Source organism: Allobosea sp. Root381, assembly GCF_001429395.1.
Classification (GTDB): Bacteria; Pseudomonadota; Alphaproteobacteria; order Rhizobiales; family Beijerinckiaceae; genus Allobosea.
Map to the genome: position 1 here is coordinate 588,702 of NZ_LMJT01000001.1, position 25,606 is coordinate 614,307.

A 25,606-nucleotide genomic window follows, 5' to 3' on the forward strand; every position below is an offset into this window, starting at 1 on the left:
CTTCCGGCGCGGCCCTTTCCGATCTTCGTGCGCGCCCCGCTCAGGCGAGCGTGTAGGCCGTCTTGACCGTGGTATAGAACTCCTTCGCGTAGGCGCCCTGCTCGCGCGGGCCGTAGCTCGAGCCCTTCCGGCCGCCGAAGGGCACATGATAGTCGACGCCCGCCGTGGCGAGGTTGACCATCACCATGCCGGCTTCGGCATTGCGCTTGAAATGCGTCGCATGCTTCAGGGACGTCGTGCAGATGCCGGACGACAGGCCGAACTCGGTGTCGTTGGCGAGGCTGAGCGCCTCCTCATAGTCCTTGACGCGGATGATGTTGGCGACCGGTCCGAAGACCTCCTCGCGCGAAATGCGCATGGCGTTCGTCGTCTCGGTGAAGAGCGCCGGCTGGAGATAGAAGCCGGGGGTGTCGCGCTTCAGGAGTTCGCCGCCGAAGGCAAGCTTGCCGCCCTCGTCCTTGGCGATCTGGATGTATTTCAGGTCCTGGTCGAGCTGGCTCTGGTCGACGACCGGGCCGATATGGGTGCCGGCCTTCAGCGCATCGTCGACGACGACGCCCTTAAGCCGCTCGATGCAGGCCTCGACGAAGCGGTCATGGATGCCGGCCTGGACGATCAGGCGCGAGGACGCCGTGCAGCGCTGGCCGGTGGAGAAGAAGGCGCCCTGGACGGCGGCCTCGACCGCGACCTTGAGATCGGCGTCGTCGAGCACGACGAGCGGGTTCTTGCCGCCCATCTCGAGCTGCACCTTCTTCATCGGCGAGGAGGCGATGCAAGCCTCCGCCACCTTGCGACCGGTCGAGACCGAGCCGGTGAAGGAGATGGCGTGGACGTCCTTATGGTTCAGCAGCGCCTGGCCGACGACCGAGCCCCGGCCCATGACGAGGTTGAGCACACCCTTCGGCAGGCCGGCACGCTGGATGATGTCGACCAGCGCCCAGGCCGAGCCCGGCACCAGATCGGCCGGCTTGATGACGACGCAGTTGCCGTAGGCGAGTGCCGGGGCGATCTTCCAGGCCGGGATCGCGATCGGGAAGTTCCACGGCGTGATCATGCCGATGATGCCGACCGGCTCGCGGGTGACCTCGACGCCGACGCCGGGGCGCACCGAAGGCAGCGTCTCGCCCGCGAGGCGCAGGCACTCGCCGGCGAAGAAGGCGAAGATCTGGCCGGCGCGGCCGGCCTCGCCGATACCCTCGGCGAGCGTCTTGCCCTCTTCACGCGAGAGCAGCTTGCCGAGTTCCTCCTTGCGGGCGAGGATCTCGTCCGAGGCCTTCTTCAGGATCTCGTAGCGCTCCTGCGGACCGGAGCGGCTCCACGCCGGAAAGGCGGCCTTGGCGGCGGCGACCGCATCGTTGAGCTGCTCGACGGACCCTTGCGCGTACTCACCGACGACGTCGTTGGTATTCGAGGGGTTGATGTTGCGCGAGGCGTTGCCGGCACTGGCCCACTCACCAGCGATCAGGTTCTTGAACATCTCGGTCATATGCGGCTCCCACGGCGATCCAAAACTCGTGGGGGGTTTAGCGTCTTTGCCGCTGGATGGCCAATGCCGTTGCGGGATCGCACAAGTCCCGTTGTGCATATTGGCGCCGTCTGCGCCCACCGTCCGGCCGGAACTTCACGCCGCCGAAGGGCGCAGGCTGGCCCCGGACGGCGGACGCCGCCTACTTCTCCTTGATCGACAGGCCGTTCTTGCCGACGGAGATTTCGACGCCCTCGGGCTGCTTCTTCTCCTGATAGAGGGCGTATCCGGTAGCGGCGAGACCGGCGACGAGGACCACGACGAGCGCGACGAGCAGTTGGCGGGATGCGAGCATGAGACTTTCCAATGGATGGCCACCTTAAGAGGCGCCCGACCAAAACCCGCATTGCGGCCGGATGTTCCCGCGGCGCAGCAAGCTCGTCCACGACGAGCCGATATGCCAAACCGGCATGGGAGGCGATACGCCCTGCCGATTGCAGGGCGGCCCCGCCGATCGGTAGAATAAACTGGAACGCCGCATGTCCACCGGCGTTTGCCTGATGGAGCCCGAAGCGACATTCCGAAGGAAAGGGCTTGCCATGGCAGAAACCGATCTTCAGCAGACGATATGGGCCGCGCTCGACCGGCACCCGGTCTGCATGGTGACGACGGCGGCCGACGGCGCGATCAAGACGCGGCCGATGTCGGGCCATATCGACCGCGACAACCACCGCATCCTCTTCGTCGCGCATCGCCACACGGGCGCGCTCGGCGAGGCGTTGCGCTCGCCCAGCGTCTCGATCGCGATCAACGAGGAGGGGCATAATTTCTATGCGGCGATCTCCTGCGAGGCGGCCGAGATCGACGATCGCGACCTCATCGCGCAGATCTGGACGCCGATGACCGGCGCCTGGTTCCCCGGCGGCCCGGACGACCCCGACGCACTGCTTCTGTCTCTGACGCCGGTCTCGGCCGAGATCTGGAACGGCCCCTCCAGCGGAGTGCTCGTCGCGTACAAGCTGGCGACGGCGAAAATCCTCGGGCGGCAGCCGGACCTCGGCGTCAACGCCACGATCGACATGCGCTGAACGGCACGAAACGCACCGGAACCGCGCCGTCATTCCGGGCTCAGGCCTGCGGCCTGCCCCGGAAAGATGGCGCGAGTTCGTTGAACAACCTCAGCGCGCAGCGACGCTGCCAGCGTCCGGCGGATCGGCTTCGGCCATCCTGCGGCCCAGCACGGCTGTCGCGAGGCTCGACCAGGCGATCCCGAGGCACCAGCCGCCGATCACGTCAGTCGGCCAATGCACGCCGAGATAGATGCGGCTGACCCCGATCAGCACGATCATCAACCAGGCGAGGACGATGCAGAGCCGGGCGATGTCGTCCCGGCGCGAGGCGAGGCCGACGAAGCCGGCGATGCTCAGCATCGTCACCGCGGAGAGGAAAGCGTGCCCGCTCGGAAAGCTCGCCGTGAAGGTGAGGGCCGCGTGCTCGACGATATCCGGCCGCTCCCGGCCGATCGCGATCTTGAGTCCGGTGCTGACGATGGTCGCGGAGACGACCGTGACCGCCAGCCCGACCGCGAGATGGCGGTAGCGGCAGAGCCAGAGCGTCAGACTCGCCGTGATCGTCATCATGCCCAGCCCGACGAAGCTGCCGAGCGCGGTGACGTCCCGCATCGCCTCGCGAAACCAAGCCGGTCCGATCGGCGTCGCGAGATCGTCGCTTTCCCGGAACAGAAGCACGAGGCTTTGGTCGAAGGCGAAACTGCGACCCGACGCGATGAACAGCGCCAACCCCAGGAAGGCGAAGGCGGCGGCGACGGGCACGAGTATGCGAGGATGAAGCAAGCTGACCGGACTCCCGACGGATCGAACCGCATCCGACACAGCTCTTACCCCTCCCCTGTCAAAGAGACCGCTCGCGCGACGCGAGCAGCCGGACCGCCGCCGGCAGCAGCTTGTAGACGAGGGGCCCGGCCTTGCGCTCGACCTCGCCGTCGAAGGTGATATGGCCGCCCCGCTTGTCGCGGCGCGTCAAGGTCACCTCCGAGGCCGTGAAGGAGGTGAGGTTAGGAGAGGTGCGCCACTTGCCGGAAACGACCGAGAGCGCCGCCTTGGAGCGCGAATAGAGACCGCCCGCATTCAGGATATGGACCTCGAAGACGCCGCCATCCAGCCGGCTTCGGCGCCACTCCGCCCCCTCGAAGCTGTTGACCGTCACGAGCACCGCATCGGCCTCGACCACGCGGCGGCCGCCATCCGTCTGGATGTCGACGGTGATGGCGCGGGTGAACAGGATCGAGCGCGTGGCGGCGACGATGAAGGCCACCGTCCGGCTGAACGGAAAGCGTCGGCGCGCATATTCGCGGTGCCGCGCCATCAGGCTGAAGAACCCCATGCCGGACAGGGAATGAAACAGCCGGTCATTGACGCTGCCGATATCCATGACGACCGGCTGGCCCTGGCAGAGAGCGGCGATCTGGAGCTCGAGCTCACCGGCGAGGCCGAGATCGCGCCCCAGCACATTGACCGTCCCGAGGGGCAGGATGGCGACGGGTCGCGAAGCCTGCAGCAGCACCGGCAGCACGCCGTTGATCGTGCCGTCGCCGCCGGCGATGACCGGCATGCTATCGGTTTCCTCGATCGCTAGCGACAAGGCGTCGTCCACCTCGCGGGGATGCACCAGCCGGACCTCGGCGGTCGAGCCGCTCGCCACGAAGGCAGCGACGATGCGCTCGGCGAAAGCCTCGGGGCCAGCCTCCAGCACGGTTCCGGCGCGGGCATTGACGACGACGACATGATGCATGCTGCACCGCAAGATGGACACCGATCCGCACTAAGACAAGGTGCGCGGTCGGCGGGAAGCCGGACCGACCCGTCGTACTATAGCGCTGCCGTGGCCGAAATCTGCGAATGTGCGCGAGCCATCTGCGCCGGCGTCCAGGATTTCGTTTCCTCGACCTCTTCGGTGATCACCTCGAAGCGTTGCAGGGTGTGAGGGCCGAAGGAGCTCAGCATCGCGACATCGGTCGCGTCACGCCCGCGCGCGATCGCGATGCGGCCGATGCGCCGCTGGTTATGGCGGGCATCGAACGTGTACCAGCGCCCGCCAATGAAGGCCTCGAACCAGGCGTTGAAGTCCATCGGCGCCGGATTCGGCGGCACGCCGATATCGCCGAGATAGCCGTTGCAGTAGCGGGCAGGCACGTTCATGCAGCGGCACAAGGTTATCGCCAGATGGGCGAAGTCCCGGCAGACGCCGACGCGCTCTTCGAACGCCTCCGCCGCGGTGCGCGTGCTGCGCGCGAAGTGGTAGCCGAAGGAGAGGTGGTTGTGGACGAAGTCGACGATCGCCTGGACGCGCTGCCAGCCCGGCGGAATCTGGCCGAAAAGGCCCCAGGCTCGGCCGGCCAACAAATCCGTCTCGCAGTAGCGGCTGCCCAGCAGATAGACCAGCGTCTCGTCCGGCAGGCGCGAGGGCGGAACCTCGCCCGCGGCCGGATCGACCGGGTCGAACTCCCCTGCATCGTGGACGATGCTTTCCGCCCGCAGCGCAATGCCTCCGGGCGGCGCGGTGATGCGGCGGCAGATATTGCCGAAGGCATCGGGATGGCGCCGCGTGGGAATCTTCAGGGCCGGATCGCGCAGCGACGTCACCGTCATCTCATCCGGCGTCAGGAGATCGCCCCGGCGAGAGGGGCTGACATCCAGAAGCGTGATGAGCGGCAGCTCCTCCTGGCAGGCGATCTCGATATTGTATCCGCAACGGATGCGCATGACGCCTTTTGATCCTCGTGAGGCGCTCATGGCGCCATCCCTGCATGCTCATAAAACGGAAGATGCGGGCCTTTCGGCCCGCATCCCGCCGCCACGACGGTTCGGCTGGGGGGATAGCAACCGCCGCGACCAGCAACTGGGCGAGCTACATCATCCAGTACGGCATCGTGCCGTAATAATCATGGACCCGTTTGCCGTAGGCCCTGTCGTCCCAGTCGGGCTCGCCCTGGCTGTCGTACATGGGCGCGGCCTCGAGTTTCTCCTTGGTGAGCGGAACGACGTAGCCGCCACGATCCGGATCGAAATCGAGCACACTCCAGGGTATCGGATGGTATTTCTCGCCCAGTCCGAGGAAGCCGCCGAATGACATGATGGCGTAGGCGACCTTTCCGGACTGCTTGTCGAGCATCACGTCGTAGATCTCACCGAGATGCTCGCCGGACGTGTTGTAGACATCGGTCCCGGCAACGCGGGCCCCGGCGATCAACGGATTGGACGAGGCCCTCGGGTCCGAATCCGCGAACTTGTCTTGCAGGGTCATGAAGGATTCCTCCAACAGGAGCAGCCGTTCGCTGCGGATTTGTCGGAGCAACCTGGGCCGACCGGAAAGGTTCCCCGGTCGACGCAATTTCTCTTCGCATTTACCAACTGAAACATGGAGCCGCACGGCGACCTGGAACCTTTTGGGACCGAGCGTGTTTTTGTGGGACGGTCGGCCATGGCCGCGCCGCATAACTCACGTTATCCGACGGTGGGCGACCCTCGCTATCACCTCACAGCGCCAAGGAAACGGTCCTATGAAAAAGCTCTTGATCATCGCCGCGGTTGCCGCATCGCTCGGCGCCTGCACCGCTCATGAAGAGCGTACGGCGGGTGGAGCTCTGATCGGTGCGGGCACCGGCGCCGTCATCGGTGGGCTTGCGACGGGCCGCGCCGGCGGCGCGCTGGCCGGCGCGGCCATCGGCGGCGCGGGCGGCGCGATCATCGGTTCGGCCACCTCGCCGACCCGGACTTGCGTCGGCCGCGATCGCTGGGGCAACCGCGTCCGCTACGATTGCTGATCGGCTTTAGCCCGAGCGGGACGGCCCCCGCTCGGGCTTCGCGCCTTCAGATCGGGCCGTACGGCCCGAAGCGGCCGACGAAGCGATGTCGTGTGCCTGGATAAAGCAGGCGCACGGCGGTAACGGGCGCCCCCTGGTTCCAGGTGCGGCGCTCGATCAGCAGACAGGGATCGCCCGATCCGATGCCGAGGAGAGCGGCGTCCTCCGGCTCGGCCGACACGGCGCTGATCGCGTGCTCGGCCTGCGACCACAGGCTGTTCTTCAGCAGCCAGTCACCCGCGGGCGTCTCGCTGAAATCCCCATCCGCTGCGGCCGGAACGGTCGCCAGATGGATGACGCGCTCCTCGAGCACATGGGGCGTGTCGTCGCCGCGGTGCAGCGTCACGAGATGGACGACCTTCTCGCCGCGCTTGAGGCCGAAACGCAGCGCCAGCTCAGCCGACGGGCGCCCGTCGCGGCGCGACAGAACCTCATGGGCATAGAGCTGCCCGAGCTGCGCGACCTCCTCCGGTATCGAAAGGATGTCGAGCATCGCGTGGCTCGCCGGCGGCGTCGCCACCACCGTGCCGGAGCGACGGCGGCGCGTGATCAGCCCTTCGCGCGCGAGCTGGACCAGCGCGCGATGCACGGTCATGCGGGAGGCGCCGAGCTGCTCCATCAGCGCATGCTCCGGCGGCACCGACGTGCCGGGCGGCCAGGTGCCGCCGAGCACGAGATCGCGGATCGCGCGCCGGATCTGATCGTAGACCGGCCCGGCGCCATCGAGCTTCACCGCATCGAGCTGCGTCTGGCTCATGGTCACAGCGCCGCGAGAAGCTTGCGCATCACGGTCGCGAAGCGTGCCCTTACCGCCTCCCGCGCCGGATGCCGCCCGGCGGCGACCACCTGCCGCCCGCCGACGAAGACGTCCCGCACCGGCAGAGCATTCGTCGCGAAGATCGCGCTGTCGAGCGCCGCCTCCCCCGTCTTGCCGATGATGGCGGGGTGATCGGCGTCGAGCGTGACGAGATCGGCCCGCATGCCCGGCGCGAGCGCGCCGAGCGCGCGGCCGCAGGCCTGCGCGCCACCGGCCGCAGCAGTGCGCCAGAGCGCGACGCCTGTGGACGCGTCGGCCTCGGCCAGACGCGCGCGGCGGCGGTCGCGAAGACGCTGCGAATATTCGAGCAGGCGAAGTTCCGCGCCGGCGTCGATCTGGATGTTGGAGTCGCTGCCGACGCCGAAGCGCCCACCAGCGCCAGCGTAGCGCACGCCGTCATAGATGCCGTCGCCGAGACTCGCCTCCGTGATCGGGCACAGGCCAGCCACCGCGCCGCTCGCCGTGATCGCGTCGCGTTCGCGGCCGTCGAGATGGGTGGCATGGATCAGCGTCCAGCGCGGTCCGAGTTCGACGGTCTCGGAGAGGAACGTCACCGGCCTGCGCCCCGTGATCGTGACGCAGTCCTCGACCTCGCGCATCTGCTCGGCGACATGGATGTGCAGCGGGCCGTCCGGGCGCAGCGAAACGAGCCAGCCAAGATCCTCCCGCGCGACGGCGCGCAGCGAATGCGGTGCGAGCCCGACCCTGGCGTCGGGCAGAGCCGCGACGGCCTTCTCGCTTGCCTCGACTAGGCGGGCATAGCCGTCGCGGTCGTTGACGAAGCGGCGCTGACCATGGACCGGCGGCGCGCTGCCGAAATTGCCGATGCGATAGAGCACCGGCAGCAGCGTCAGGCCGAGGCCGGTCTCATTGGCTGCTGCGGCGATCGCCTCTCCCATCGCCGCGATGCCGGCATAAGCACGCCCGTCGCGATCATGATGCAGGTAGTGGAACTCGGCCACCGCCGTGAAGCCGCCCTCCAGCATCTCGACATAGGCCTGCGCGGCGAGCGCCTGCACATCGTCCGGGTCGAGCCGATCAAGGAAGCGGTACATCACCTCGCGCCAGGTCCAGAACGAATCTTCGCCCGCACCCCGCCGCTCGGAGAGGCCGGCCATGCCGCGCTGGAACGCGTGGCTGTGCAGGTTCGGCATGCCGGGGAGGCTGAGCCCGGGAAGGCGCGTATCGCCCTCCCCCGCAGGCACGCCTGCTTCCACAGCGGTGATCGTGCCCTCGTCAATGCTCAGCCGCAGGTTTTCAGCGAAGCCACCCGGCAGCAGGGCCTGCTCAAGATGCAAGGTCACGGTCACGGCTTCACTCCATCGCTAATTGCATATGCAATTCAGACTTGCCAATTGCATATGCAATTAGATAGCATAATCGCAAGCGAAGGATAGCCGGGAGGAAGAAAGGTGGCGATGATGCCGAGCGAGCCCCTGGCCTGCGACAGGCTCTGGACGAATGCGCGGCTGGCGACGATGTCGCCCCGCATCGATGCACCCTATGGCGCGGTGGAGGACGGCGTCGTGGCCGCCCGCGACGGGCGGATCGTCTATGCCGGCCCGCGTAGCGAGGCGCCGGTTTTTGATGCCGCCATTTCCACCGATTGCGGCGGCCGCTGGATCACGCCCGGGCTGATCGATTGCCATACCCATCTCGTCTATGGCGGCGACCGCGCGCATGAATTCGAGCTTCGCCTGCAGGGCGCGAGCTACGAGGACATCGCCCGCGCCGGCGGCGGCATCCTCTCCACGGTGAAGGCGACGCGGGCGGCGAGCGAGGACGAGCTCTTCGCCGGCGCCGACCGGCGGCTCTCCGCACTGATCGCGGAGGGCGTCACCACCGTCGAGATCAAGTCCGGCTACGGGCTCGAGCAGCAGACCGAACTGAAGCAGCTTTCGGTGGCGCGCCGGATCGGCCGCGAGCGCCCGGTCAGGGTCCGCACAACTTTCCTCGGCGCGCATGCCGTGCCGCCAGAATTCAAGGGCCGCTCGGGTGCTTATGCCGAACTCGTCGCCGGACCGATGCTCGACGCCGTAGCCGAACAGGGGCTGGCGGACGCCGTCGACGTGTTCTGCGAGGGCATCGCCTTTTCCGCCAAAGAGACGAAGCAGGTCTTCGCGGCCGCCAAGGCCAAGGGCCTCGCCATCAAGATTCACGCCGAGCAGCTCTCCAATCTCGGCGGCTCGGCGCTCGCAGCCGGAATGGGGGCGCTGTCGGCCGATCATCTCGAATATCTCGACGAGCCCGGCGTGATCGCGATGGCGAAGGCCGGCACCGTCGCGGTCGTGCTGCCGGGCGCCTTCTATTTCCTGCGCGAAACGCAGAAGCCGCCGATCAAGCTGATGCGCCGGCACGGCGTCGCGATCGCGCTCGCGACCGACGCCAATCCCGGCTCCTCGCCGCTGACCTCGCCTCTCCTCGTGATGAACATGGCCTGCACCCTGTTCCGGCTGACCCCTGAGGAGGCGCTGGCGGGGCTGACCCGCCATGCCGCGACCGCACTCGGCCTGCAGAACGAGATCGGGACGCTGGAGGCCGGCAAGGCCTGCGACCTCGCGATCTGGGACATCGAGCGCCCGGCGGAACTCAGCTACCGCATCGGCTTCAACCCGCTACACGCCCGCATCTGGAACGGACAATGAGCAGACCTCTCGCGATCGAACCCGGCCAGGCGGCCCTGACGCAATGGCGTGACGTGCTCGACGGCGCCGTCATCGCCCTGTCGGCATCGAGCGGCGACGCCATCGCCGCGGCACAGGCCATCGTCGACGAGATCGTCGCCGCCGGAACGGTGACCTACGGCGTCAACACCGGCTTCGGGAAGCTCGCCAGCGTGCGTATCGCCGATGCCGATCTCGCCACGCTCCAGCGCAATCTGATCCTGTCGCATGCGGTCGGCACCGGCCCTGCCCTGCCCGATTCCGTCGTGCGGTTGATCCTGGCCATGAAAGCGGCGAGCCTGGCGCGCGGCGCGTCCGGCGTGCGGCCCGTGGTGGTCGAGGCGCTGGTCGGCGCATTGGCGGCGGGCGCGCTGCCGGTCGTGCCGGCGAAGGGCTCGGTCGGCGCCTCCGGCGATCTCGCACCGCTCGCCCATCTCACCGCCGCGTTGATGGGCGTGGGCGAGATCAGGCTCGACGGCGCCGTGATCCCGGCGGACAAGGGCCTTGCACGGATCGGTCAGGCTCCGCTTGCGCTCGGCGCCAAGGAAGGGCTCGCGCTGATCAACGGCACCCAGGTCTCGACCGCGATCGCGCTGGCCGGCCTCAGCGACATGGCGCGCGTGTTCGATGCGGCGCTGGTCGCTGGCGCGCTCTCGGTCGATGCGCTCAAGGGCTCGGATACGCCTTTCGACCCGCGCATCCAGCAGCTGCGCGGCCAGCCCGGCCAGATCCGCGTCGCGAAGATCCTGCTCGACCTGATCGCCGACAGCGAGATTCGCGACAGCCATCGCATCGGCGACAGCAAGGTGCAGGACCCCTATTCGCTGCGCTGCCAGCCGCAGGTGATGGGCGCGGTGCGTGACCTCCTCGCCAATGCCGCGGCAACGCTTTCGATCGAGGCGAATGCCGTCACCGACAATCCGCTGGTGCTCGGCCCCGGCGAGATCGTCTCCGGCGGCAACTTCCACGCCGAGCCGGTCGCCTTCGCCGCCGACATGCTGGCGATGGGGCTGTGCGAGATCGGCAACCTGGCCGAGCGGCGGATCGCGCTGCTGGTCGACCCCGTCATGAGCGGACTGCCGCCCTTCCTCGCGCGCGATGCCGGGCTGAACTCCGGCTTCATGATCGCGCAGGTCACGGCGGCGGCGCTGGCCTCCGAGAACAAGCAGAAGGCCTACCCGGCGTCCGTCGATACCATCCCCACCTCCGCCAACCAGGAAGACCATGTCTCGATGGCGACGCATGGCGCCTTCCGCCTGCTCGACATGGCGAAGAACGCGGCCAGCATCGTCGGGGTCGAGCTGATGGCGGCGGCGGAGGCAATCGAGCACCACCGCCCGATGAAGACGAGTCCGCGGCTGGAGCCGGTGCTGGCGCTGCTGCGCGAGCGCATCGCGCCGCTGACCGAGGACCGCTATCTGGCGCCGGACCTGGCGGCGGCAACCGAGCTCGTGCTCTCGGGCGCCATCGGCCGGGCGGCGGGGCTGGACAGCTTCGCGGAGTTCGGAGCGTGAGGCGTTGACGGCGTCATTCTCGGGCGAAGCGAAGCGCAGACCCGAGAATCCCGGAAACGTCGAGCTTCTAGAAAATCCAATCGCCACGAGATGCTCGGGGCAAGCCCGAGCATGACGGAGCAACAAACATGACCCGCATCGACAACAACCGTGTCATCCGCAGCCCGAGGGGCACGGAGCTCTCGGCCAAGAGCTGGCTGACCGAAGCGCCCTTGCGCATGCTGATGAACAATCTCGACCCCGACGTCGCCGAGAAGCCTGGCGAACTCGTGGTCTACGGCGGCATCGGCCGCGCCGCCCGCTCCTGGGAGGATTTCGACCGCATCGTCGCCTCGCTGCGTTCGCTGGAAGCAGACGAGACGCTGCTGGTGCAGTCCGGCAAGCCGGTCGGCATCTTCCGCACGCATCCCGATGCGCCGCGCGTGCTGATCGCGAATTCCAACCTCGTGCCGGCCTATGCCAACTGGGAGCATTTCCACGAGCTCGATAAGGCTGGGCTGATGATGTACGGCCAGATGACGGCCGGTTCCTGGATCTATATCGGCACCCAAGGCATCGTTCAGGGCACCTACGAGACCTTCGTCGAGGTCGGCCGACAGCATTATGGCGGCTCGCTCAAGGGCAAGTGGATCCTGACCGGCGGTCTCGGCGGCATGGGCGGCGCCCAGCCGCTCGCCGCGACCATGGCCGGTGCCTCGATGATCGCGGTCGAGTGCAAGCCCTCCTCGATCGAGTTCCGCCTGCGCACGCGTTATCTCGACGAGAAGGCCGACAGCATCGACGAGGCGCTGGAGATCGTCGAAGCCGCCCATGCCAAGGGCAAGGCCGTCTCGGTGGGCGTGCTCGGCAATGCGGCCGACATCTTCCCCGATATGGTGGAACGCGGCATCCGACCCGACGTCGTCACCGACCAGACCTCGGCTCACGATCCGCTCAACGGCTATCTGCCAGCCGGCTGGACGCTGGAAGAGTGGGAGGAACGCAAGGAGCGCGATCCGGCCGGCACCATCGAAGCCGCCAAGCGCTCCATGGCCGTGCACGTCAAGGCGATGCTCGACTTCCAGGCGATGGGCGTGCCGACGCTCGATTACGGCAACAACATCCGCCAGATGGCGAAGGATATGGGCGTCGCGAACGCCTTCGACTTCCCGGGCTTCGTGCCGGCCTATATCCGCCCGCTTTTCTGCCGCGGCGTCGGCCCGTTCCGCTGGGCCGCGCTCTCCGGCGATCCGGACGACATCTACAAGACCGACCAGCGCGTGAAGGAACTGCTGCCCGACGACAAGCACCTGCACAACTGGCTCGACATGGCGCGCGAGCGCATCCAGTTCCAGGGTCTGCCCGCCCGCATCTGCTGGGTCGGCCTCGGCGACCGGCACCGGCTCGGCCTCGCCTTCAACGAGATGGTGGCGAAGGGCGAGCTCAAGGCGCCGGTCGTGATCGGGCGCGACCATCTCGATTCCGGCTCCGTCGCCTCGCCCAACCGCGAGACGGAGGCGATGAAGGACGGTTCGGATGCGGTCTCCGACTGGCCGCTGCTCAACGCCCTGCTCAACACGGCCGGTGGCGCGACCTGGGTCTCGCTGCACCATGGCGGGGGCGTCGGCATGGGCTATTCGCAGCATTCGGGCGTCGTGATCGTGGCGGACGGCACGCCCGAGGCGGCCAAGCGCCTGGAGCGCGTGCTCTGGAACGACCCGGCCACAGGCGTGATGCGCCATGCCGATGCCGGCTACGAGATCGCGCGGGATTGCGCGGTCGAGAAGGGGCTGAAGCTGCCGGGTATTCTGGGCTGAGCGGAGGCCGTCATTCTCGGATGTAGCGAAGCGAAGACCCGAGAATCTCCTGCAGGAGATGCTCGGGTCGAGCCCACCGCTCCATATACCCACGCGTGATCGGCAGCACGTCCAGCCGCTTCGCGAGCTGGAACTGGAAAACGACGAGATCGTCGTGGCGGAAGCTCGCTTCGGAAGCGGCGAGATAGAACTCCCACATCCGGGCGAAGCGCTCGTCATACATCGCGACGACCTCGGCCCGGCGGGCGAGGAAGCGCTCGCGCCAGGCCTTCAGCGTCTCGGCATAATGCAGGCGCAGCACCTCGACATCGGTAATGACCAGCCCCTCCTTCTCGATCGCCGCGGCCATCTCTGACAGAGCGGGGATATAGCCACCCGGAAAGATGTATTTCGCGATGAAGGGGTTGGTGGCACCGGGCGGCGTGCAGCGGCCGATGCTATGGATCAGCGCGACCCCATCGTCGGTCAGGAGGCCCGCGAGTTTGCGGAAATAGTCGCGGTAATAGCCGACGCCGACATGCTCGAACATGCCGACCGAGACGACGCGGTCGAAGCGGCCGGTCATGGCCCGGTAGTCCTGAAGGCGGAACTCTGCTCGCAGGCCGGTTTCCGCGGCGCGCAGCTGCGCCACCGCAAGCTGCTCCTCCGACAGGGTGATGCCGGTCACGCCGGCCCCCGTCTCGCCGGCGATGGTAAGGGCGAGCCCGCCCCAGCCACAGCCGATGTCGAGAACCCGGTGTCCGGGCTCGAGCGCAAGCTTGGCGATGATGTGCCGCTTCTTGGCAAGTTGCGCCTCGGCCAGCGACATGTCCGGCCGGGCGAAATAAGCGCAGGAATACTGCATGTCCTCATCGAGGAAGAGCCGGAAGAAGTCCCCGCGCAGGTCGTAGTGATGCGCGACATTGCGCCTGGCGAGTGTCGGCGTGTTGTGCTGATGGAAGCGGCGTAGCGCGGTGCGCAGGCCCTCCAGCTTCCTGCCAAAACCTTCCGGACGTGCCCTGTGCATGCCGGCGATCAGGAGATCGAGCAGGTCGTAGAGCGTGCCCTGCTCGATGACGACCCGCCCGTCCATCACGGCTTCGCCGAGGGCGAGCTCCGGGTTCAGCGCGAGCCTGAGTTCGGTCGATCTGTCGGCGATCCGCATCCGGACGGCAGGCGTGGAACCCTGCCCCACGGATTCCAGCGAACCATCGGGAAACACCACGTCGATCCGGGGCTCCTTGACGAGCCGCGACAGCATTCTGGCGACAAAGGCATGCATTGGCTCCACCTCGTGGCAGCACCCCTTCGTCGCAGAAGATGGTCCTCCGCCGGCCTCGTCGCAACTCCCCCGTGTGGGAGGAAGCGCAACGCCCGGATCATGACGGGCGCCATGCGCCGGCGGACGGCATCAGATCAGCCCAATGGCAAAACAATCTATCGGATCATGCCCATGGTCCGCGGCAGCCAGAGTGTCAGCTCCGGGATGAAGGTGATCGCGATCAGTGCCGCGAAGAGCGGGACGAGCCAGGGCAGGATCGCCATGGTGGTCCGCTCCACGGAGAGCTTGGCGACGCGCGAGAGCACGAAGAGCACCATGCCGAGCGGCGGGTGCAGCAGCCCGATCATCAGGTTCAGCGTCATGATCAGGCCGAAATGGATCGGGTCGACGCCGAGCTTGAGCGCGATCGGCAGCAGGATCGGCACCACGATGGTGATGGCCGCGATGGTGTCGAGGAAGCAGCCGATGAACAGCAGCAGCAGGTTCACGAGGATCAGGAAGACCCATTTGTTCTGGGTGAAGCCGAGGATCAGGTCGGAGAGCAGCTGAGCCGTCTGCGAGATGGTCAAAAGCCAGGCGAAGATCGATGCGGCGGTGACGATGAACAGCACCGAGGCGGTGGTCTCGATGGTGTCGAAGGTCGCCTTGGTCAGGCTGCGCATGGTCATGGAGCGATAGCGCACGAGGCCGAGGAAAAGCGACCAGATCACCGCCGCGGCCGCGGCTTCGGTCGGCGTGAACCAGCCCATGGTCATCCCGCCGATCAGGATGACCGGCGTCATCAGCGCCATCACGGCCGAGAAGTCGAAATAATAGTCGAGCGCGAGCAGCACGGCGAGGGCGAGGCCGATCGCGACATTGTCGGAAAGTCCGGACCAGATCAGCAGATAGGCCAGAACCGGAAAGCCGAGCACCACGGCGACCTCGATGCCGGCCGAGCCGAGCTCGCGCAGCGAGAACGGGGTATCGGAGCCCCATTTGTAGATACGAGCGAAGATGGCGACGGTCGCCATCATGAACAGTGTCATCACCACGCCGGGAATGACGCCGCCGAGGAAGAGCGCGCCGATCGAGGTGTTCGCCATCATGCCGTAGATGACGAAGGGCAGCGACGGCGGGATGATCGGCCCGAGCGTGGCGGAGGCGGCCGTGACGCCGACCGCGACCTCGGCCGAATAGCCATGGTCCTTCATCGCCTTGATCTCGATCGTGCCGATGCCGGCCGCATCGGCGATGGCGGTGCCGGACATGCCGGAGAAGATCACGGAGCCGATGATGTTGACCTGGGCCAGGCCGCCGCGCATCCAGCCGACGAGCGCGACCGCGAAGGAGTAGATCCTGCCGGTGACGCCGGCGATGTTCATCAGGTTGCCGGCGAGGATGAAGAACGGCACGGCGAGCAGCGGGAAGCTCTCGACGCCGGCGATCATGCGCTGCGCCAGGATGACGTCGGGCACGGTGCCCGAGACAATGATGAAGGCGAGCGAGGCCAGAGCCATCGAGATCGCCACCGGCACGCCGAGGATCATCAGGCCGAGGAAGGAACCGAGCAGAATCAGCATGTCGCGTCAGGCCTCCGAGCCGTCGAAGGCCGAGGGGCGCTCGAGCACCGAATAGCCCCGGCGGGCATTCTGCCAGGCGATCTGGATCGAGCGCAGGGTCATCAGGGCGAAGGCGATGAGGACGGCGTTGAAGACGATCGACTTCGGGAGCTCGACCGTCGTCATCATCTCGTCGGGGATCAGCGCCGCGTATTTGTGCATGAGCCAGGTGCCGTAGGCGAAGAAGCCGATGCGCAGCAGGTCCACACCAGTCGAGAGCGCGCGCCCGGCGCCATGTGGCAGATAGCGATAGATGAAGTCGACCTGGATATGCCGCGACATGCGCACGCAGAGCGATGAACCGAGGAAGACCACGACGACCAGCGCATAGATCGCGATCTCCTCGGTCCAGGCATAGGAATCGTTCAGCACATAACGGGTGAAGAACTGCAGGATGACGCAGCCGACCATCAGCCAGAAGGCGGCGAGCGTGAACCAGTCCTCGACTCCATAGACGGAGAGATCGGCTGGCGGCGGCGCCTCGTCGAAGACATGGGCGATCTCGTCGCTGGTGACCTGGGTGTGGATCTCGGGAGCTGGCGTCATGGTCGATCCGTTGTGCTGTCAATCACGGCGATGCCGTCATTGCGAGCGGAGCGAAGCAATCCAGGAGGACGTAGAGCGCTGCCGCCCCTGGATTGCTTCGTCGCTCACGCTCCTCGCAATGACGGGGAACGGTCGCTGCGGCTCAGGAGCCGGAGCCGTCCTTGATCGCCTGGATGCGTTCCCAGTCGGACTTGCGGTAGCCGAACTGCTCGAAGGTGACGTTCTTCTGCACATTGGCGAGGAAGTCGGCCTTGTCGATTTCGGTAACGCTCAGGCCGCGGTCCTTGAAAACCTGTACGAGCTTCACCTCGTCCGCCTGGATCTTCTTGGTCGCACGCTCGGCCGCCTCCTGTGCGACGTCGGTGAAGAGCTTGCGATCCTCGGGCGAGAGCTTGTCCCAGAGCTGCTTGGCGACAACCGTGTTGAGGTGGTCGACGATGTGGCCGGTCAGGACGATGTGCTTCTGCACCTCGTAGAACTTCTTGGCGTCGATGGTGTTGAGCGGGTTCTCCTGGGCCTCGACGGTCCCGTTCTGCAGGGCGAGATAGACCTCGGCGAAGGCGATCGGCGTGGTGTTGGCGCCGCAGGCGCGCGGCATGGCGAGATAGGCCGGCACGTCGGGCACGCGGATCTTCAGGCCCTTCATGTCGGCGCAGGTCTTGATCGGCTTGTTCGAGGTGGTGTGGCGCGTGCCGTAATAGGTCACCGAGAGAATCTGATGACCGCTCTTCTCTTGGTAGCCCTTCGCCATCTCCTTGAAGACGTCGCTCTTCACATAGGCGAGGAGATGCTCCGGCCCGCGGAAGATGAAGGGATAATAGGTTACGCCGATCGGCGCATAGGCGCGCGCGGCGAAGCTCGAGCCCGAGATGATCATGTCGACCGTGCCCAGCGTCAGGCCCTGGTTGATGTCGGTCTCCTTGCCGAGCTGAGAGGCCGGATAGACCGTGATCTCGTATTTGCCGTTGCTGCGCTTCTTGATCTCCTCCGCCGCCCAGACCGACTCGGTGTGGAACGGCTCCGAGGTCTCGTAGACATGGGCCCATTTCAGCTTGGTCTGTGCCTGCGCGGGGGCGCCGGCGACGATCAGGCCCGCGGCCAGCGCGGCAATGGTGAGATAGGTCTTCATTGCTTTATCCCTCCCTTGGGATCGTTATCTCGGTTGTTCTCGTTTCCAGGCCATATCCCGCGTCAGTTCTTTTCCGTCGGACGGCTCGCGACGCTCTTCCGCCCGTTGTCTGCCCGCCCGTTTGCTCCCCCGCCGCGCCCGGCCATGGCCGGCGGCTCGCCGAAGCTTTGCGAAAAGCGATCCTGCGACTGCTGCAGGTGATGGCGCATGGCGTCGCGCGCGGCCTCGCCCTGCCCGGCCGCGATCGCGTCCCGGATCGCGCGATGCTCGGCCACCGCCGCGCGCCAGGACCCGGCATTCTCGAAATGGCTGGCGAGCTGGCGGAAATACGGGTTGATCCGTTGATCGAAGAGCTGCCCGACGAAGCGCGACAGCACGGCATTGTCGAGGATCGAGGCGATGGCGACGTGGAAGGAGCGGTCCAGCGCAATCAGTTCGTCGCCGCTCAGGCCCGGCCGCTCCATCGCGCGCAGGATGTCTTCGAGCACCGCCAGATCGTGCGGCCCGGCCGCGCTCCCGGCCTCGGCACAGACGGCGCTCTCAACCAGCTCACGCGCCTTGAGCACTTCAAACGGCCCTTCCGGTGGCTCGCTTGGCGCCGCAGGCAGGGCCGGCGCGTCCGCAGGCCTGTCGACAACATAGACGCCCGAGCCCATGCGGATGCGCACGCGCCCCTCGACCTCGAGTGCGATCAGGGCCTCGCGCACGGAGGGGCGGGAGACACCGAGCTTCTCGGCGAGCTCGCGCTCCGGGGGCAGCCGGCCGCCCGCCGGATACTCGCGCCGCTCGATGAGGTGGCGGAGCTGGTCGGCGATCTGACGATACAGGCGTGGCGACTCGACAGCCTCGAGCGGCACGGCTTGCTCCCGGTTTTCCGTCCCAGGCCCCCGGTGCTCGAGAGCTCGCTTTGGCCATGTGGTCAGGCCAATTGCGACAAAACGAAGCACCTCGGCGACGGGCTGTCAATCCACTTGTCGTTGGGGAAGGCCGGCCAGAGCATCGGCCCGAAAAGTGGGATGCGGTTTTCGGGAAAAGTCGATGCCAGATCTACTGCCCGCTCGCCATCACCTCGGCGCGGATCTCCTCGACGAGGCGCTCCTTCAGCGCCACGAATTCAGGGCTGGTCTTGATCGTGTAGGGGCGCGGATGCGGCAGATCGACCGCGATATCGGCCTTGATCCGGCCGGGACGTGCGCTCATCACCACGACGCGCGAGCCGACGAAGATCGCCTCCTCGATGTCGTGGGTGACGAAGAGCACCGTCTTCTGGTCGCGCTCCCAGATGCCGAGCAGCATCTCCTGCATCAGCGCGCGGGTCTGGTTGTCGAGGGCGCCGAAGGGTTCGTCGAGCAGCAGGATCTTGGGGTCGTTCGCCAGCGCGCGAGCGATGGCGGTGCGCTGCTGCATGCCGCCCGAGAGCTGCCTCGGGAAATGGTCGACGAAGCTCGACAGCCCGACCCGATCGGCCCAGCTGCGGGCGATGTCGAGCCGTTCGCGCTCGACCACGCCCTTCTCGCGCAGGCCGAAGGCGATGTTCTGTGCCACCGTCAGCCAGGGAAACAGCGTATAGCTCTGGAAGACGAAGCCCCGATCCGCACCCGGCCCCGACACGGCGGAGCCATCGAGCAGGATGCGGCCCTCGCTCGCCGTCTCAAGCCCGCCGATGATGCGCAGCAGGGTCGACTTCCCGCAGCCGGAAGGGCCGAGGATGGTGATGAAGTCGTTGTCGCCAACATTCAGCGCGGTCGGCATCAGGGCGCGGGTCGGCTGGCCACCACGCTGCGCGGGAAAGACTTTCCCGACGTTCTCGATCAGCAGCTTGCTCACAGCCTGGCCCACGGAAACAGGCGCTGGTTGACCGCCTTGAAGAGGAAATCGGAAATCAGCCCGATCAGGCCGATGACGATGATGCCGAAGATGATCTGGCCGGTATTCAGCAGCGCCTGGCTGTCGGTGATCATGTGGCCGATGCCCGACGACGAGCCGATCAGCTCGGCGACGATGACATAGGTCCAGGCCCAGCCGAGCACGAGGCGGAATATCTCGGCGATATCCGGGGCGGCATTGGGCAGCAATACCCGGCGCACGACCGAGGTGTCGGTCGCGCCCAGCGTATAAGCCGCATCGACAAGATCGCGCCGGATAGATCCGACGGCGACCGCGATCATCAGGATGAGCTGGAAGACAGAGCCGATGAAGATGACGAGCAGCTTCTGCGCCTCGCCGATACCGGCCCAGAGGATCAGCAGCGGGATGAAGGCGGAGGCCGGCAGATAGCGAGCGAAGGAAACGAAGGGCTCGAGGAAGGCCTCGACCGGCTTGTAGGCGCCCATCATGATACCGAGCGGCAGTGCGACGATTACCGCCAGGACGAAGCCACCGACGACGCGCCAGACCGTCATCATGATGTCGAAGGCGAAGCCGTATCGCCCCAGCAGGTTGTAGCCCTCGCCGACCATGGTCAGTGGATCGGCCAGGAACAGCTTCTGGACATAGCCGCCGAAGGTCGCGACCGACCAGAGCGCGACGAACAGCACGAAGAAGGCGATACCGTAGGCGATCCGCGACGGCGCGGAGATGGGCTGAAGTGGTTTCATCGCGTTTCGCCGCGCGCCAGATGGGCCGCGAGCTCTCTCCAGGGTTCGATTGACCAGAAGCCGCTGGCCGCGCCGGATGTCGAGGGCAGGACGAAGATGTCAGAGGCCGCCAGCCGTGACGGCTGGAGACCGTAGCTCGGCCCGGGGCCAAGGATCGCTTGAGCGGCGCGCTTGCCGTTGAAGGCGATGATGCGCGGTCGGCTGGCCACCATCCGCGCCGTGAAACCCTCGCAGTCGAAATGGACGCTGCGAAGGGCAGTGTCCGGCCCCGAGGTGAGCTTGGCGACATCGGTGAGCCCGATGCCATAGGCCGGCAGCGTCTGGAAGGATTCGGGCGCCAAGCGTTCCGGCGTCAGCCCGATATCGTGCAGCGTCTTCCAGAACTTGTTGCCGGGCCCGGCATAATAGACCCTTCGCCGGGCGGAGGCCGCGCCGGCCTGCGTCCCGCAGAACACGACGCGCAGTCCGGGAACGAGGATGTCGGGGAGGATGGGCTGCTCCGGCGTCATGGTCGGGCTTGTCCCGGCCATCCACGTCTTCCTTCGTCGAAGGCGGTGTTCAAGACGTGGATGCTCGCCACAAGGGCGAGCATGACGAAAGCAGCCTGGGCCACTGCCTCACTTGCCGGCTACGTATTTCGTCTCGACCAGCGAGGCGATGTCCGGCTTCGTCTTGATCAGGCCGATCTCGAGCAGCAGATCGGCGGCCTTGGCGGTGAACTCCTGCCACTCGCCCGAGAAGAACTTCTTGTTCCCCTCCGCATCCGCCCAGCGCAGGAAGCCGGCCGACTTGCCGAACTGCTCGGCGGTCTGCTTCACGTCGGCGCCCATGATGCCATAGGCCTTGGCCTGGTCGGCCTTGATCATGTCGAGCGCCTCGAAATAGCTCTTGGTCAGCGCGGCAGCAGCCTGATCGTTGGCGGCGAGGAAGGCCGGGGTGCAGCCGAGCGTGTCCATCACCATCGGATAGTCGAGGGTGGTGGCGATGATCTTGCCCGCCTCGGGCTTCTCGCGCACGGCCGAGAGATAAGGCTCATAGGTCATCGCCGCGTCGTTCTGGCCGGCGATGAAGGCCTGTGCGGCCGGGCCGGGCTCCATGTTGACCACCGTCACGTCCTTCACGGACATGCCGTTCTCCTTGAGGAACCAGGCGAGCGCGAAATAGGGCGAGGTGCCGGGCGCCGACGCCGCGACCGTCTTGCCCTTGAGGTCCTTGATCGAGCCGGTGGCGCTGCGCACCGCCATGCCGTCGGCGCCATAGCTCTTGTCGAGCTGGAAGATCTGCTTGGTCTTCACGCCGGCTGCGTCCCACACGATCCAGGTCTCGACCGTGGTGGCGGCGCACTGGATGGCGCCGGATGCGATGGCGAGGTGGCGATCCTTCTGCGGGATCTTCTGGATCGTGACGTCGAGGCCGTTCTTCGCGAAGATGCCGGCCTCCTTGGCTAGCGTCAGTGGCGCGAAGCCGGTCCAGCCGGAGATGCCGATATTGACCTTGGTCTGCGCCTGCGCGGCGCCGGCAGCGAGCGCCGCCGCGAGACCGAGGCCCGCCATCGTTCCGAAACGCTTCAAAGCTGTGATCACGGCACTGTTCCCCTGCAACTGCTGTCCGGCATGGCACGGACGCGCTCTGCCATCCGAATGCAACCTTCGTTCCAGCCGAGGTTAAATGCATAGGCAAACCGGTCAAGCCGGTGATCACCGCCACGCGGGTCAGCGATGACATTCTCTTGTTTGACAGTCGCGAGAACATCCTCTCCCTTGAGCCCGCTTCGAACGACCCGCCTCTTCTTCGCCCAGGAATCCTCAGAATGAACGGTGCCGACCTGCTCTGCGACACGCTGCTCGCCAACAGCGTGGATGTCTGCTTCGCCAACCCCGGCACCTCCGAGATGCATTTCGTCGCCGCGCTCGACCGCAAGCCGCAGATGCGCTGCGTGCTCGGGTTGTTCGAGGGCGTGGTGACGGGCGCGGCCGACGGCTATGCCCGCATGGCCGACAAGCCGGCCGCGACCCTGCTGCATTGCGGCCCCGGCATGGCGAATGCGCTCGCCAACATGCACAATGCGAGGCGCGCCTGGACGCCGATGATCAACGTCGTCGGTGACCATGCGACCTACCATCTCGTCCATGATGCGCCGCTGACCAGCGACATCGAGAGCCTCGCCCGGCCGATGTCGCATTTCGTGCGGCGGATCACGAGCCCGCAGGATGTAGGCCCCGCCATCGGCGAGGCCTATGCCGCCTCGCTCTCCCTGCCCGGCGTCACCACAGTGATCCTGCCGGCGGATTGCGCCTGGGGCTCGGTCGAGCCCACCGAGCCGAAGGCGACGCCGGTGCCGGCGCTGAAGACGGTCGCCGCCACGAAGCTCTCCGAGGTCGCCGCCGGCCTGCGCAAGCATGGAAAGCGTGCCGCCCTGATGATGTCGGGCCTCGCCCTGCGCGAGAAGACGATGGAGATGGCCGCACGTATCGGCACTGCTACCGGCGCGCAGGTCTTCGGGCAGATGTCCAACGGGCGCGTCCAGCGCGGCGCCGGCCGCGTCGCGCTGCCGAAGGTGTTCTACCCCGTCGACATGGCGCTGAAGCAGCTCGAGGACATCGACTATCTCGTGCTGGTCGGCGCACAGGTCCCGGTCGGCTTCTTCGCCTATCCCGGGAAGCCCGGCCGGTTGATCCATGACGGCTGCGAGGTCGCGACGCTGGCTATCCCCGGCGACGACCTGCCGGGCACCATCGCGGCGCTGGCCGAGGAGATGGGTGCGAGCAAGGAGAAGCCCGCTTATATCGCGGCGCCGCGCGGCGAGATGCCCGGCCTGCCGACGGGTGCGCTCGACGCCGACAAGGTCTGCGCCATCGTCTCCAGCCTGCTGCCGGAAAACTGCATTATCGCCGACGAGTCGGTCTCGTCGGGCCGAACCTTCTATGCCGACTGCCACAGCGCGCCGCAGCACGATTACATCCAGCTCACCGGCGGCGCGATCGGCGAAGGCATTCCGCTCGCCATCGGTGCGGCGGTGGCATGCCCCGACCGCAAGGTCATCGGCATGCAGGCCGACGGCTCGGGCATGTATACGGTCCAGGGCCTGTGGACGCAGGCGCGCGAGAACCTAGACATCGTCACCGTGGTCTTCGCCAACCGGACCTACCAGATCCTGCATGGCGAGATGCGCGCCGTCGGCGTCAACGATTTCGGCAAGAACGCCACGATGATGCTGAACATCGACCAGCCGGCGCTCGACTGGGTCTCGATGGCGCGCGGAATGGGCGTCGAGGCGGGTCGCGCCACGACGGCCGAGGAATTCACCAAGCTCTTCAAGGCCGCGCTCGGCCGGAAGGGCCCGTTCCTGATCGAGGCGGTGATCTGATCTCTTCCTTCTCCCATTGGGGGGAAGATGCACGGCGAAGCCGTGACGGATGAGGGCGCAACCGTAATCCGAAACAAGAAAGGGCCGCATCCGCGGCCCTTTCCTCATCCGTCTGCTGCGCAGACACTTTCTCTCCCGAGGGGAGAAGGAAGTCGCCGCTACTTGAACCCACCCAGGAACGCATCGAGGCAATCCCCGATCGCCTCGATGGCGTAGCCGCCTTCCTGAACGACGAGCGTCGGCAGGCCGAAGCCCTTCACCTTCTCGCCGATGGTGCCGAAATCGGCGGCGTCGAGCTTCAGCACGCCGATCGGGTCGTCCTTGTGGGCGTCGTAGCCCAGCGCCACGATCAGCACCTCGGCGCCGAAGTCGCGCATCGCCTGGCCGGCCTTGTCGACGGCAGCCGCCATCTCCTTGCCCCCGCCGCCATGCGGCAGCGGCAGGTTGAGGTTGAAGCCCTCGCCCGGGCCGTTGCCGCGCTCGTCCTCATAGCCGGTGAAGAAGGGATAGTAGTTGACGGGGTCGGCATGGACCGAGATCGTCAGCACATCGTCGCGGCGATAGAAGATTTGCTGGGTGCCGTCGCCGTGATGGGCGTCGACGTCGAGGATCGCGACCTTCTTGAACTTCGAGCGCAGGCGCTGGGCCGCGATCGCGGTATTGTTGAGGTAGCAGAATCCCGAAGAACGATCGGCACGGGCGTGATGGCCCGAGGGGCGGCAAAGCGAATAGACCGCCTTCTCGCCGGCGAGGATGGCGTCGGCAGCCGTCACAGCCGTCTCGGCCGAGAGCAGCGTCGAGCGCCAGCAATGCTCGCCGATCGGCACCGACATGTCGCCGAGATACCAGCCGAGCTGGCCCAGGAAGCCGGTGGGGCGGCAGGGCGGGCGGACATCCTCGTCGGGCCTGCCGCTCCAATAGGGGAAGGTCGCGGGCCAGACCTCGGGGCCGCGCTCGGCCGGCAGTTCCTGCCACTTGGCCCAGGCCGTCTCGAGGAAGGCGACGAGGCCGGCGTCATGCACTGCGAGCACCGGCGCCGTGCCGTGCGAGGCCGGCAGTTCCGGCTCGACGCCATGGTTCTTCAGGGCACCGAGCAGCCGCGCCGTCCGCTCCGGCAGGTCCTTCGGCGCGACCACGCGGCCGAAGCGCATATATTGCTGGGGATCGTGCAGCGACTGATCGGGATGATAGAAAGCGCGCATGCTGAAGCCATGTCCTTCTTGAACCCCGGCACGCCCCCTTGCGCACCGGCCGGGCGGCAGGCTAGCCGCTCGCGGGCGTGGCGTCAGCGCCGATCGACGCCGCACCGCCCTGCTCGCCATGCGCGATCAGCGCGGCGAATTCGCGGGCCAGCGCCGCGATGTCGAAGCGCTCCGGCCGATACCAGTCGATCGAGCCGTTGAGAGCGCCGAGGATGAAGAGCCGCAGCGTATCGGGCGAGCGTTCCGGCGCCAGCGCGCCCGCCGCCTGCATCTCGTCGATCAGCCCGCGCCAGACGTCCTCATAGGCGCGGCGCACCCGGCGCACGCTTTCCGGCGTCGGATTCGCGCCGAAGCTGAAGACCTTGATGCTGGCGCTGGTGTAGTCGCCATGGCCGTGCAGCGCCGCGAGATGGGCGCAAAGCGCAGCCTCCAACCGGAGATGGGGCGCGGCGCCCTCGGTCGCGATGAGTGCCGCGACGACCGCCTCATGGACGAAGCGCACGCCGTCGTTGACGACCGCCTCGACGATCTCCTCCTTCGAGGCGAAATGGTAATAGAGGCTGGCCTTGCGGATGCCGACCGCCTCGGCGATCTCGCGTAGCGTCGTCTGGTGATAGCCGCCGGAGCGCAACAGGCGGGCCGCCGTATCGAGGATGAGGCGGCGCGAGCGGCTTTCCGCTGCCGCAGCTTTGTCGACCGCGACCATCATCGCGTGTCATCCCTGACAAGCGGCAACGCCGCGCCGATCCGGGATCCATTCCGGAGC

The 25,606-nt window shown here is 66.8% G+C and carries 25 protein-coding genes; 6 read left to right on the top strand and 19 right to left on the bottom strand.

Features of this window, described 5'->3' with window-relative positions; genetic code table 11:
• Nucleotides 1-40: 40 nt before the first annotated feature.
• On the bottom strand, nt 41-1,486 hold the full coding sequence (locus ASE63_RS02765; RefSeq protein ID WP_056796058.1) for an aldehyde dehydrogenase family protein: 1,446 nt from the start codon (nt 1,484-1,486) through the stop codon (nt 41-43).
• A 181-nt stretch (nt 1,487-1,667) separates the two neighbouring features.
• Entirely contained in the window at nt 1,668-1,820 is a 153-nt protein-coding gene (locus tag ASE63_RS27855) for a hypothetical protein (RefSeq protein WP_200962512.1), read from the bottom strand.
• 244 nt (nt 1,821-2,064) lie between these two features.
• On the opposite strand from ASE63_RS27855, the gene ASE63_RS02770 reads away from it, so the two are divergent.
• A complete protein-coding gene (locus ASE63_RS02770) occupies nt 2,065-2,553 on the top strand; it encodes a pyridoxamine 5'-phosphate oxidase family protein (RefSeq protein WP_056796062.1) in 489 nt (162 codons plus the stop codon).
• 90 nt (nt 2,554-2,643) lie between these two features.
• On the opposite strand, the gene ASE63_RS02775 is transcribed toward ASE63_RS02770, so the two are convergent.
• The 4 genes from ASE63_RS02775 to ASE63_RS02790 form a co-directional block, all read right to left on the bottom strand.
• On the bottom strand, nt 2,644-3,318 hold the full coding sequence (locus ASE63_RS02775; protein ID WP_156410150.1) for a phosphatase PAP2 family protein: 675 nt from the start codon (nt 3,316-3,318) through the stop codon (nt 2,644-2,646).
• Between the two features lie 58 nt (nt 3,319-3,376).
• Complete coding sequence (locus ASE63_RS02780) at nt 3,377-4,276, bottom strand: diacylglycerol kinase family protein (RefSeq protein ID WP_056796067.1); 900 nt, start codon at nt 4,274-4,276, stop codon at nt 3,377-3,379.
• Between the two features lie 77 nt (nt 4,277-4,353).
• A complete protein-coding gene (locus tag ASE63_RS02785) occupies nt 4,354-5,247 on the bottom strand; it encodes a transglutaminase family protein (protein ID WP_056796070.1) in 894 nt (297 codons plus the stop codon).
• Between the two features lie 145 nt (nt 5,248-5,392).
• Nucleotides 5,393-5,788 carry a PRC-barrel domain-containing protein gene (locus tag ASE63_RS02790; protein ID WP_056796619.1) on the bottom strand — a complete coding sequence of 132 codons (396 nt, stop codon included), beginning with the start codon at nt 5,786-5,788 and terminating at the stop codon, nt 5,393-5,395.
• A 256-nt stretch (nt 5,789-6,044) separates the two neighbouring features.
• On the opposite strand from ASE63_RS02790, the gene ASE63_RS02795 reads away from it, so the two are divergent.
• The gene (locus ASE63_RS02795; RefSeq protein WP_056796073.1) at nt 6,045-6,308 is read left to right on the top strand and encodes a glycine zipper domain-containing protein; all 264 of its coding nucleotides are present in this window, start codon (nt 6,045-6,047) and stop codon (nt 6,306-6,308) included.
• Nucleotides 6,309-6,354: 46 nt separating this feature from the next.
• Here the strand turns inward: ASE63_RS02795 and ASE63_RS02800 are convergent, their stop codons facing one another.
• A complete protein-coding gene (locus ASE63_RS02800) occupies nt 6,355-7,104 on the bottom strand; it encodes a UTRA domain-containing protein (RefSeq protein ID WP_056796076.1) in 750 nt (249 codons plus the stop codon).
• 2 nt (nt 7,105-7,106) lie between these two features.
• Nucleotides 7,107-8,474 (bottom strand): formimidoylglutamate deiminase, encoded by a 1,368-nt coding sequence (locus ASE63_RS02805; RefSeq protein WP_244491246.1) that lies wholly within the window; start codon nt 8,472-8,474, stop codon nt 7,107-7,109.
• 111 nt (nt 8,475-8,585) lie between these two features.
• On the opposite strand from ASE63_RS02805, the gene hutI reads away from it, so the two are divergent.
• From hutI to hutU, 3 genes are all read left to right on the top strand, one after another.
• Nucleotides 8,586-9,809, top strand: a complete 1,224-nt coding sequence (hutI, locus tag ASE63_RS02810) for an imidazolonepropionase (protein WP_056796626.1) — start codon at nt 8,586-8,588, stop codon at nt 9,807-9,809.
• On the top strand, nt 9,806-11,341 hold the full coding sequence (gene hutH, locus ASE63_RS02815) for a histidine ammonia-lyase (protein WP_056796079.1): 1,536 nt from the start codon (nt 9,806-9,808) through the stop codon (nt 11,339-11,341). The genes hutI and hutH overlap by 4 nt, the downstream gene beginning before the upstream one ends.
• Nucleotides 11,342-11,469: 128 nt before the next feature.
• Nucleotides 11,470-13,137: a urocanate hydratase gene (gene hutU, locus ASE63_RS02820; protein ID WP_056796082.1), complete on the top strand. Its 1,668-nt coding sequence runs from the start codon at nt 11,470-11,472 to the stop codon at nt 13,135-13,137.
• Between the two features lie 10 nt (nt 13,138-13,147).
• Here the strand turns inward: hutU and ASE63_RS02825 are convergent, their stop codons facing one another.
• From ASE63_RS02825 to ASE63_RS02865, 9 genes are all read right to left on the bottom strand, one after another.
• Nucleotides 13,148-14,398, bottom strand: coding sequence for a cyclopropane-fatty-acyl-phospholipid synthase family protein (locus ASE63_RS02825; RefSeq protein WP_056796085.1), 1,251 nt, complete (start codon nt 14,396-14,398; stop codon nt 13,148-13,150).
• 155 nt (nt 14,399-14,553) lie between these two features.
• Nucleotides 14,554-15,960 (bottom strand): TRAP transporter large permease, encoded by a 1,407-nt coding sequence (locus tag ASE63_RS02830; protein ID WP_056796088.1) that lies wholly within the window; start codon nt 15,958-15,960, stop codon nt 14,554-14,556.
• Between the two features lie 6 nt (nt 15,961-15,966).
• Nucleotides 15,967-16,545 carry a TRAP transporter small permease gene (locus ASE63_RS02835; protein ID WP_056796091.1) on the bottom strand — a complete coding sequence of 193 codons (579 nt, stop codon included), beginning with the start codon at nt 16,543-16,545 and terminating at the stop codon, nt 15,967-15,969.
• 142 nt (nt 16,546-16,687) lie between these two features.
• Nucleotides 16,688-17,674 (bottom strand): sialic acid TRAP transporter substrate-binding protein SiaP, encoded by a 987-nt coding sequence (locus ASE63_RS02840; protein ID WP_056796094.1) that lies wholly within the window; start codon nt 17,672-17,674, stop codon nt 16,688-16,690.
• Between the two features lie 62 nt (nt 17,675-17,736).
• Complete coding sequence (locus tag ASE63_RS02845) at nt 17,737-18,531, bottom strand: FadR/GntR family transcriptional regulator (RefSeq protein ID WP_056796097.1); 795 nt, start codon at nt 18,529-18,531, stop codon at nt 17,737-17,739.
• A 190-nt stretch (nt 18,532-18,721) separates the two neighbouring features.
• A complete protein-coding gene (locus ASE63_RS02850; RefSeq protein WP_056796630.1) occupies nt 18,722-19,501 on the bottom strand; it encodes an ABC transporter ATP-binding protein in 780 nt (259 codons plus the stop codon).
• Nucleotides 19,498-20,271, bottom strand: a complete 774-nt coding sequence (locus tag ASE63_RS02855; protein WP_056796100.1) for an ABC transporter permease — start codon at nt 20,269-20,271, stop codon at nt 19,498-19,500. The genes ASE63_RS02850 and ASE63_RS02855 overlap by 4 nt, the downstream gene beginning before the upstream one ends.
• The gene (locus tag ASE63_RS02860; RefSeq protein ID WP_244491247.1) at nt 20,268-20,801 is read right to left on the bottom strand and encodes a mismatch-specific DNA-glycosylase; all 534 of its coding nucleotides are present in this window, start codon (nt 20,799-20,801) and stop codon (nt 20,268-20,270) included. Before ASE63_RS02860 ends, ASE63_RS02855 begins: the two co-directional genes overlap by 4 nt.
• 87 nt (nt 20,802-20,888) lie before the next feature.
• Nucleotides 20,889-21,824, bottom strand: a complete 936-nt coding sequence (locus ASE63_RS02865; protein WP_056796107.1) for an ABC transporter substrate-binding protein — start codon at nt 21,822-21,824, stop codon at nt 20,889-20,891.
• 257 nt (nt 21,825-22,081) lie between these two features.
• Between ASE63_RS02865 and ASE63_RS02870 the strand changes: the two genes are divergently transcribed.
• Complete coding sequence (locus ASE63_RS02870; RefSeq protein WP_056796110.1) at nt 22,082-23,638, top strand: acetolactate synthase large subunit; 1,557 nt, start codon at nt 22,082-22,084, stop codon at nt 23,636-23,638.
• 158 nt (nt 23,639-23,796) lie between these two features.
• Here the strand turns inward: ASE63_RS02870 and ASE63_RS02875 are convergent, their stop codons facing one another.
• Nucleotides 23,797-24,840 (bottom strand): histone deacetylase family protein, encoded by a 1,044-nt coding sequence (locus tag ASE63_RS02875; protein WP_056796113.1) that lies wholly within the window; start codon nt 24,838-24,840, stop codon nt 23,797-23,799.
• A 61-nt stretch (nt 24,841-24,901) separates the two neighbouring features.
• Nucleotides 24,902-25,549, bottom strand: a complete 648-nt coding sequence (locus ASE63_RS02880) for a TetR/AcrR family transcriptional regulator (protein ID WP_056796116.1) — start codon at nt 25,547-25,549, stop codon at nt 24,902-24,904.
• Between the last annotated feature and the right edge of the window lie 57 nt (nt 25,550-25,606).

Coding starts and splice junctions, on each gene's coding strand:
- ASE63_RS02765 (WP_056796058.1), bottom strand. CDS start 1,486: ATGACCGAGATGTTCAAGAACCTGATCGCTGGTGAGTGGGCCAGTGCC.
- ASE63_RS27855 (WP_200962512.1), bottom strand. CDS start 1,820: ATGCTCGCATCCCGCCAACTGCTCGTCGCGCTCGTCGTGGTCCTCGTC.
- ASE63_RS02770 (WP_056796062.1), top strand. CDS start 2,065: ATGGCAGAAACCGATCTTCAGCAGACGATATGGGCCGCGCTCGACCGG.
- ASE63_RS02780 (WP_056796067.1), bottom strand. CDS start 4,276: ATGCATCATGTCGTCGTCGTCAATGCCCGCGCCGGAACCGTGCTGGAG.
- ASE63_RS02785 (WP_056796070.1), bottom strand. CDS start 5,247: ATGCGCATCCGTTGCGGATACAATATCGAGATCGCCTGCCAGGAGGAG.
- ASE63_RS02790 (WP_056796619.1), bottom strand. CDS start 5,788: ATGACCCTGCAAGACAAGTTCGCGGATTCGGACCCGAGGGCCTCGTCC.
- ASE63_RS02795 (WP_056796073.1), top strand. CDS start 6,045: ATGAAAAAGCTCTTGATCATCGCCGCGGTTGCCGCATCGCTCGGCGCC.
- ASE63_RS02800 (WP_056796076.1), bottom strand. CDS start 7,104: ATGAGCCAGACGCAGCTCGATGCGGTGAAGCTCGATGGCGCCGGGCCG.
- hutI (WP_056796626.1), top strand. CDS start 8,586: ATGCCGAGCGAGCCCCTGGCCTGCGACAGGCTCTGGACGAATGCGCGG.
- hutH (WP_056796079.1), top strand. CDS start 9,806: ATGAGCAGACCTCTCGCGATCGAACCCGGCCAGGCGGCCCTGACGCAA.
- hutU (WP_056796082.1), top strand. CDS start 11,470: ATGACCCGCATCGACAACAACCGTGTCATCCGCAGCCCGAGGGGCACG.
- ASE63_RS02825 (WP_056796085.1), bottom strand. CDS start 14,398: ATGCATGCCTTTGTCGCCAGAATGCTGTCGCGGCTCGTCAAGGAGCCC.
- ASE63_RS02830 (WP_056796088.1), bottom strand. CDS start 15,960: ATGCTGATTCTGCTCGGTTCCTTCCTCGGCCTGATGATCCTCGGCGTG.
- ASE63_RS02835 (WP_056796091.1), bottom strand. CDS start 16,545: ATGACGCCAGCTCCCGAGATCCACACCCAGGTCACCAGCGACGAGATC.
- ASE63_RS02840 (WP_056796094.1), bottom strand. CDS start 17,674: ATGAAGACCTATCTCACCATTGCCGCGCTGGCCGCGGGCCTGATCGTC.
- ASE63_RS02855 (WP_056796100.1), bottom strand. CDS start 20,271: ATGAAACCACTTCAGCCCATCTCCGCGCCGTCGCGGATCGCCTACGGT.
- ASE63_RS02860 (WP_244491247.1), bottom strand. CDS start 20,801: ATGGCCGGGACAAGCCCGACCATGACGCCGGAGCAGCCCATCCTCCCC.
- ASE63_RS02865 (WP_056796107.1), bottom strand. CDS start 21,824: ATGGCGGGCCTCGGTCTCGCGGCGGCGCTCGCTGCCGGCGCCGCGCAG.
- ASE63_RS02870 (WP_056796110.1), top strand. CDS start 22,082: ATGAACGGTGCCGACCTGCTCTGCGACACGCTGCTCGCCAACAGCGTG.
- ASE63_RS02875 (WP_056796113.1), bottom strand. CDS start 24,840: ATGCGCGCTTTCTATCATCCCGATCAGTCGCTGCACGATCCCCAGCAA.
- ASE63_RS02880 (WP_056796116.1), bottom strand. CDS start 25,549: ATGATGGTCGCGGTCGACAAAGCTGCGGCAGCGGAAAGCCGCTCGCGC.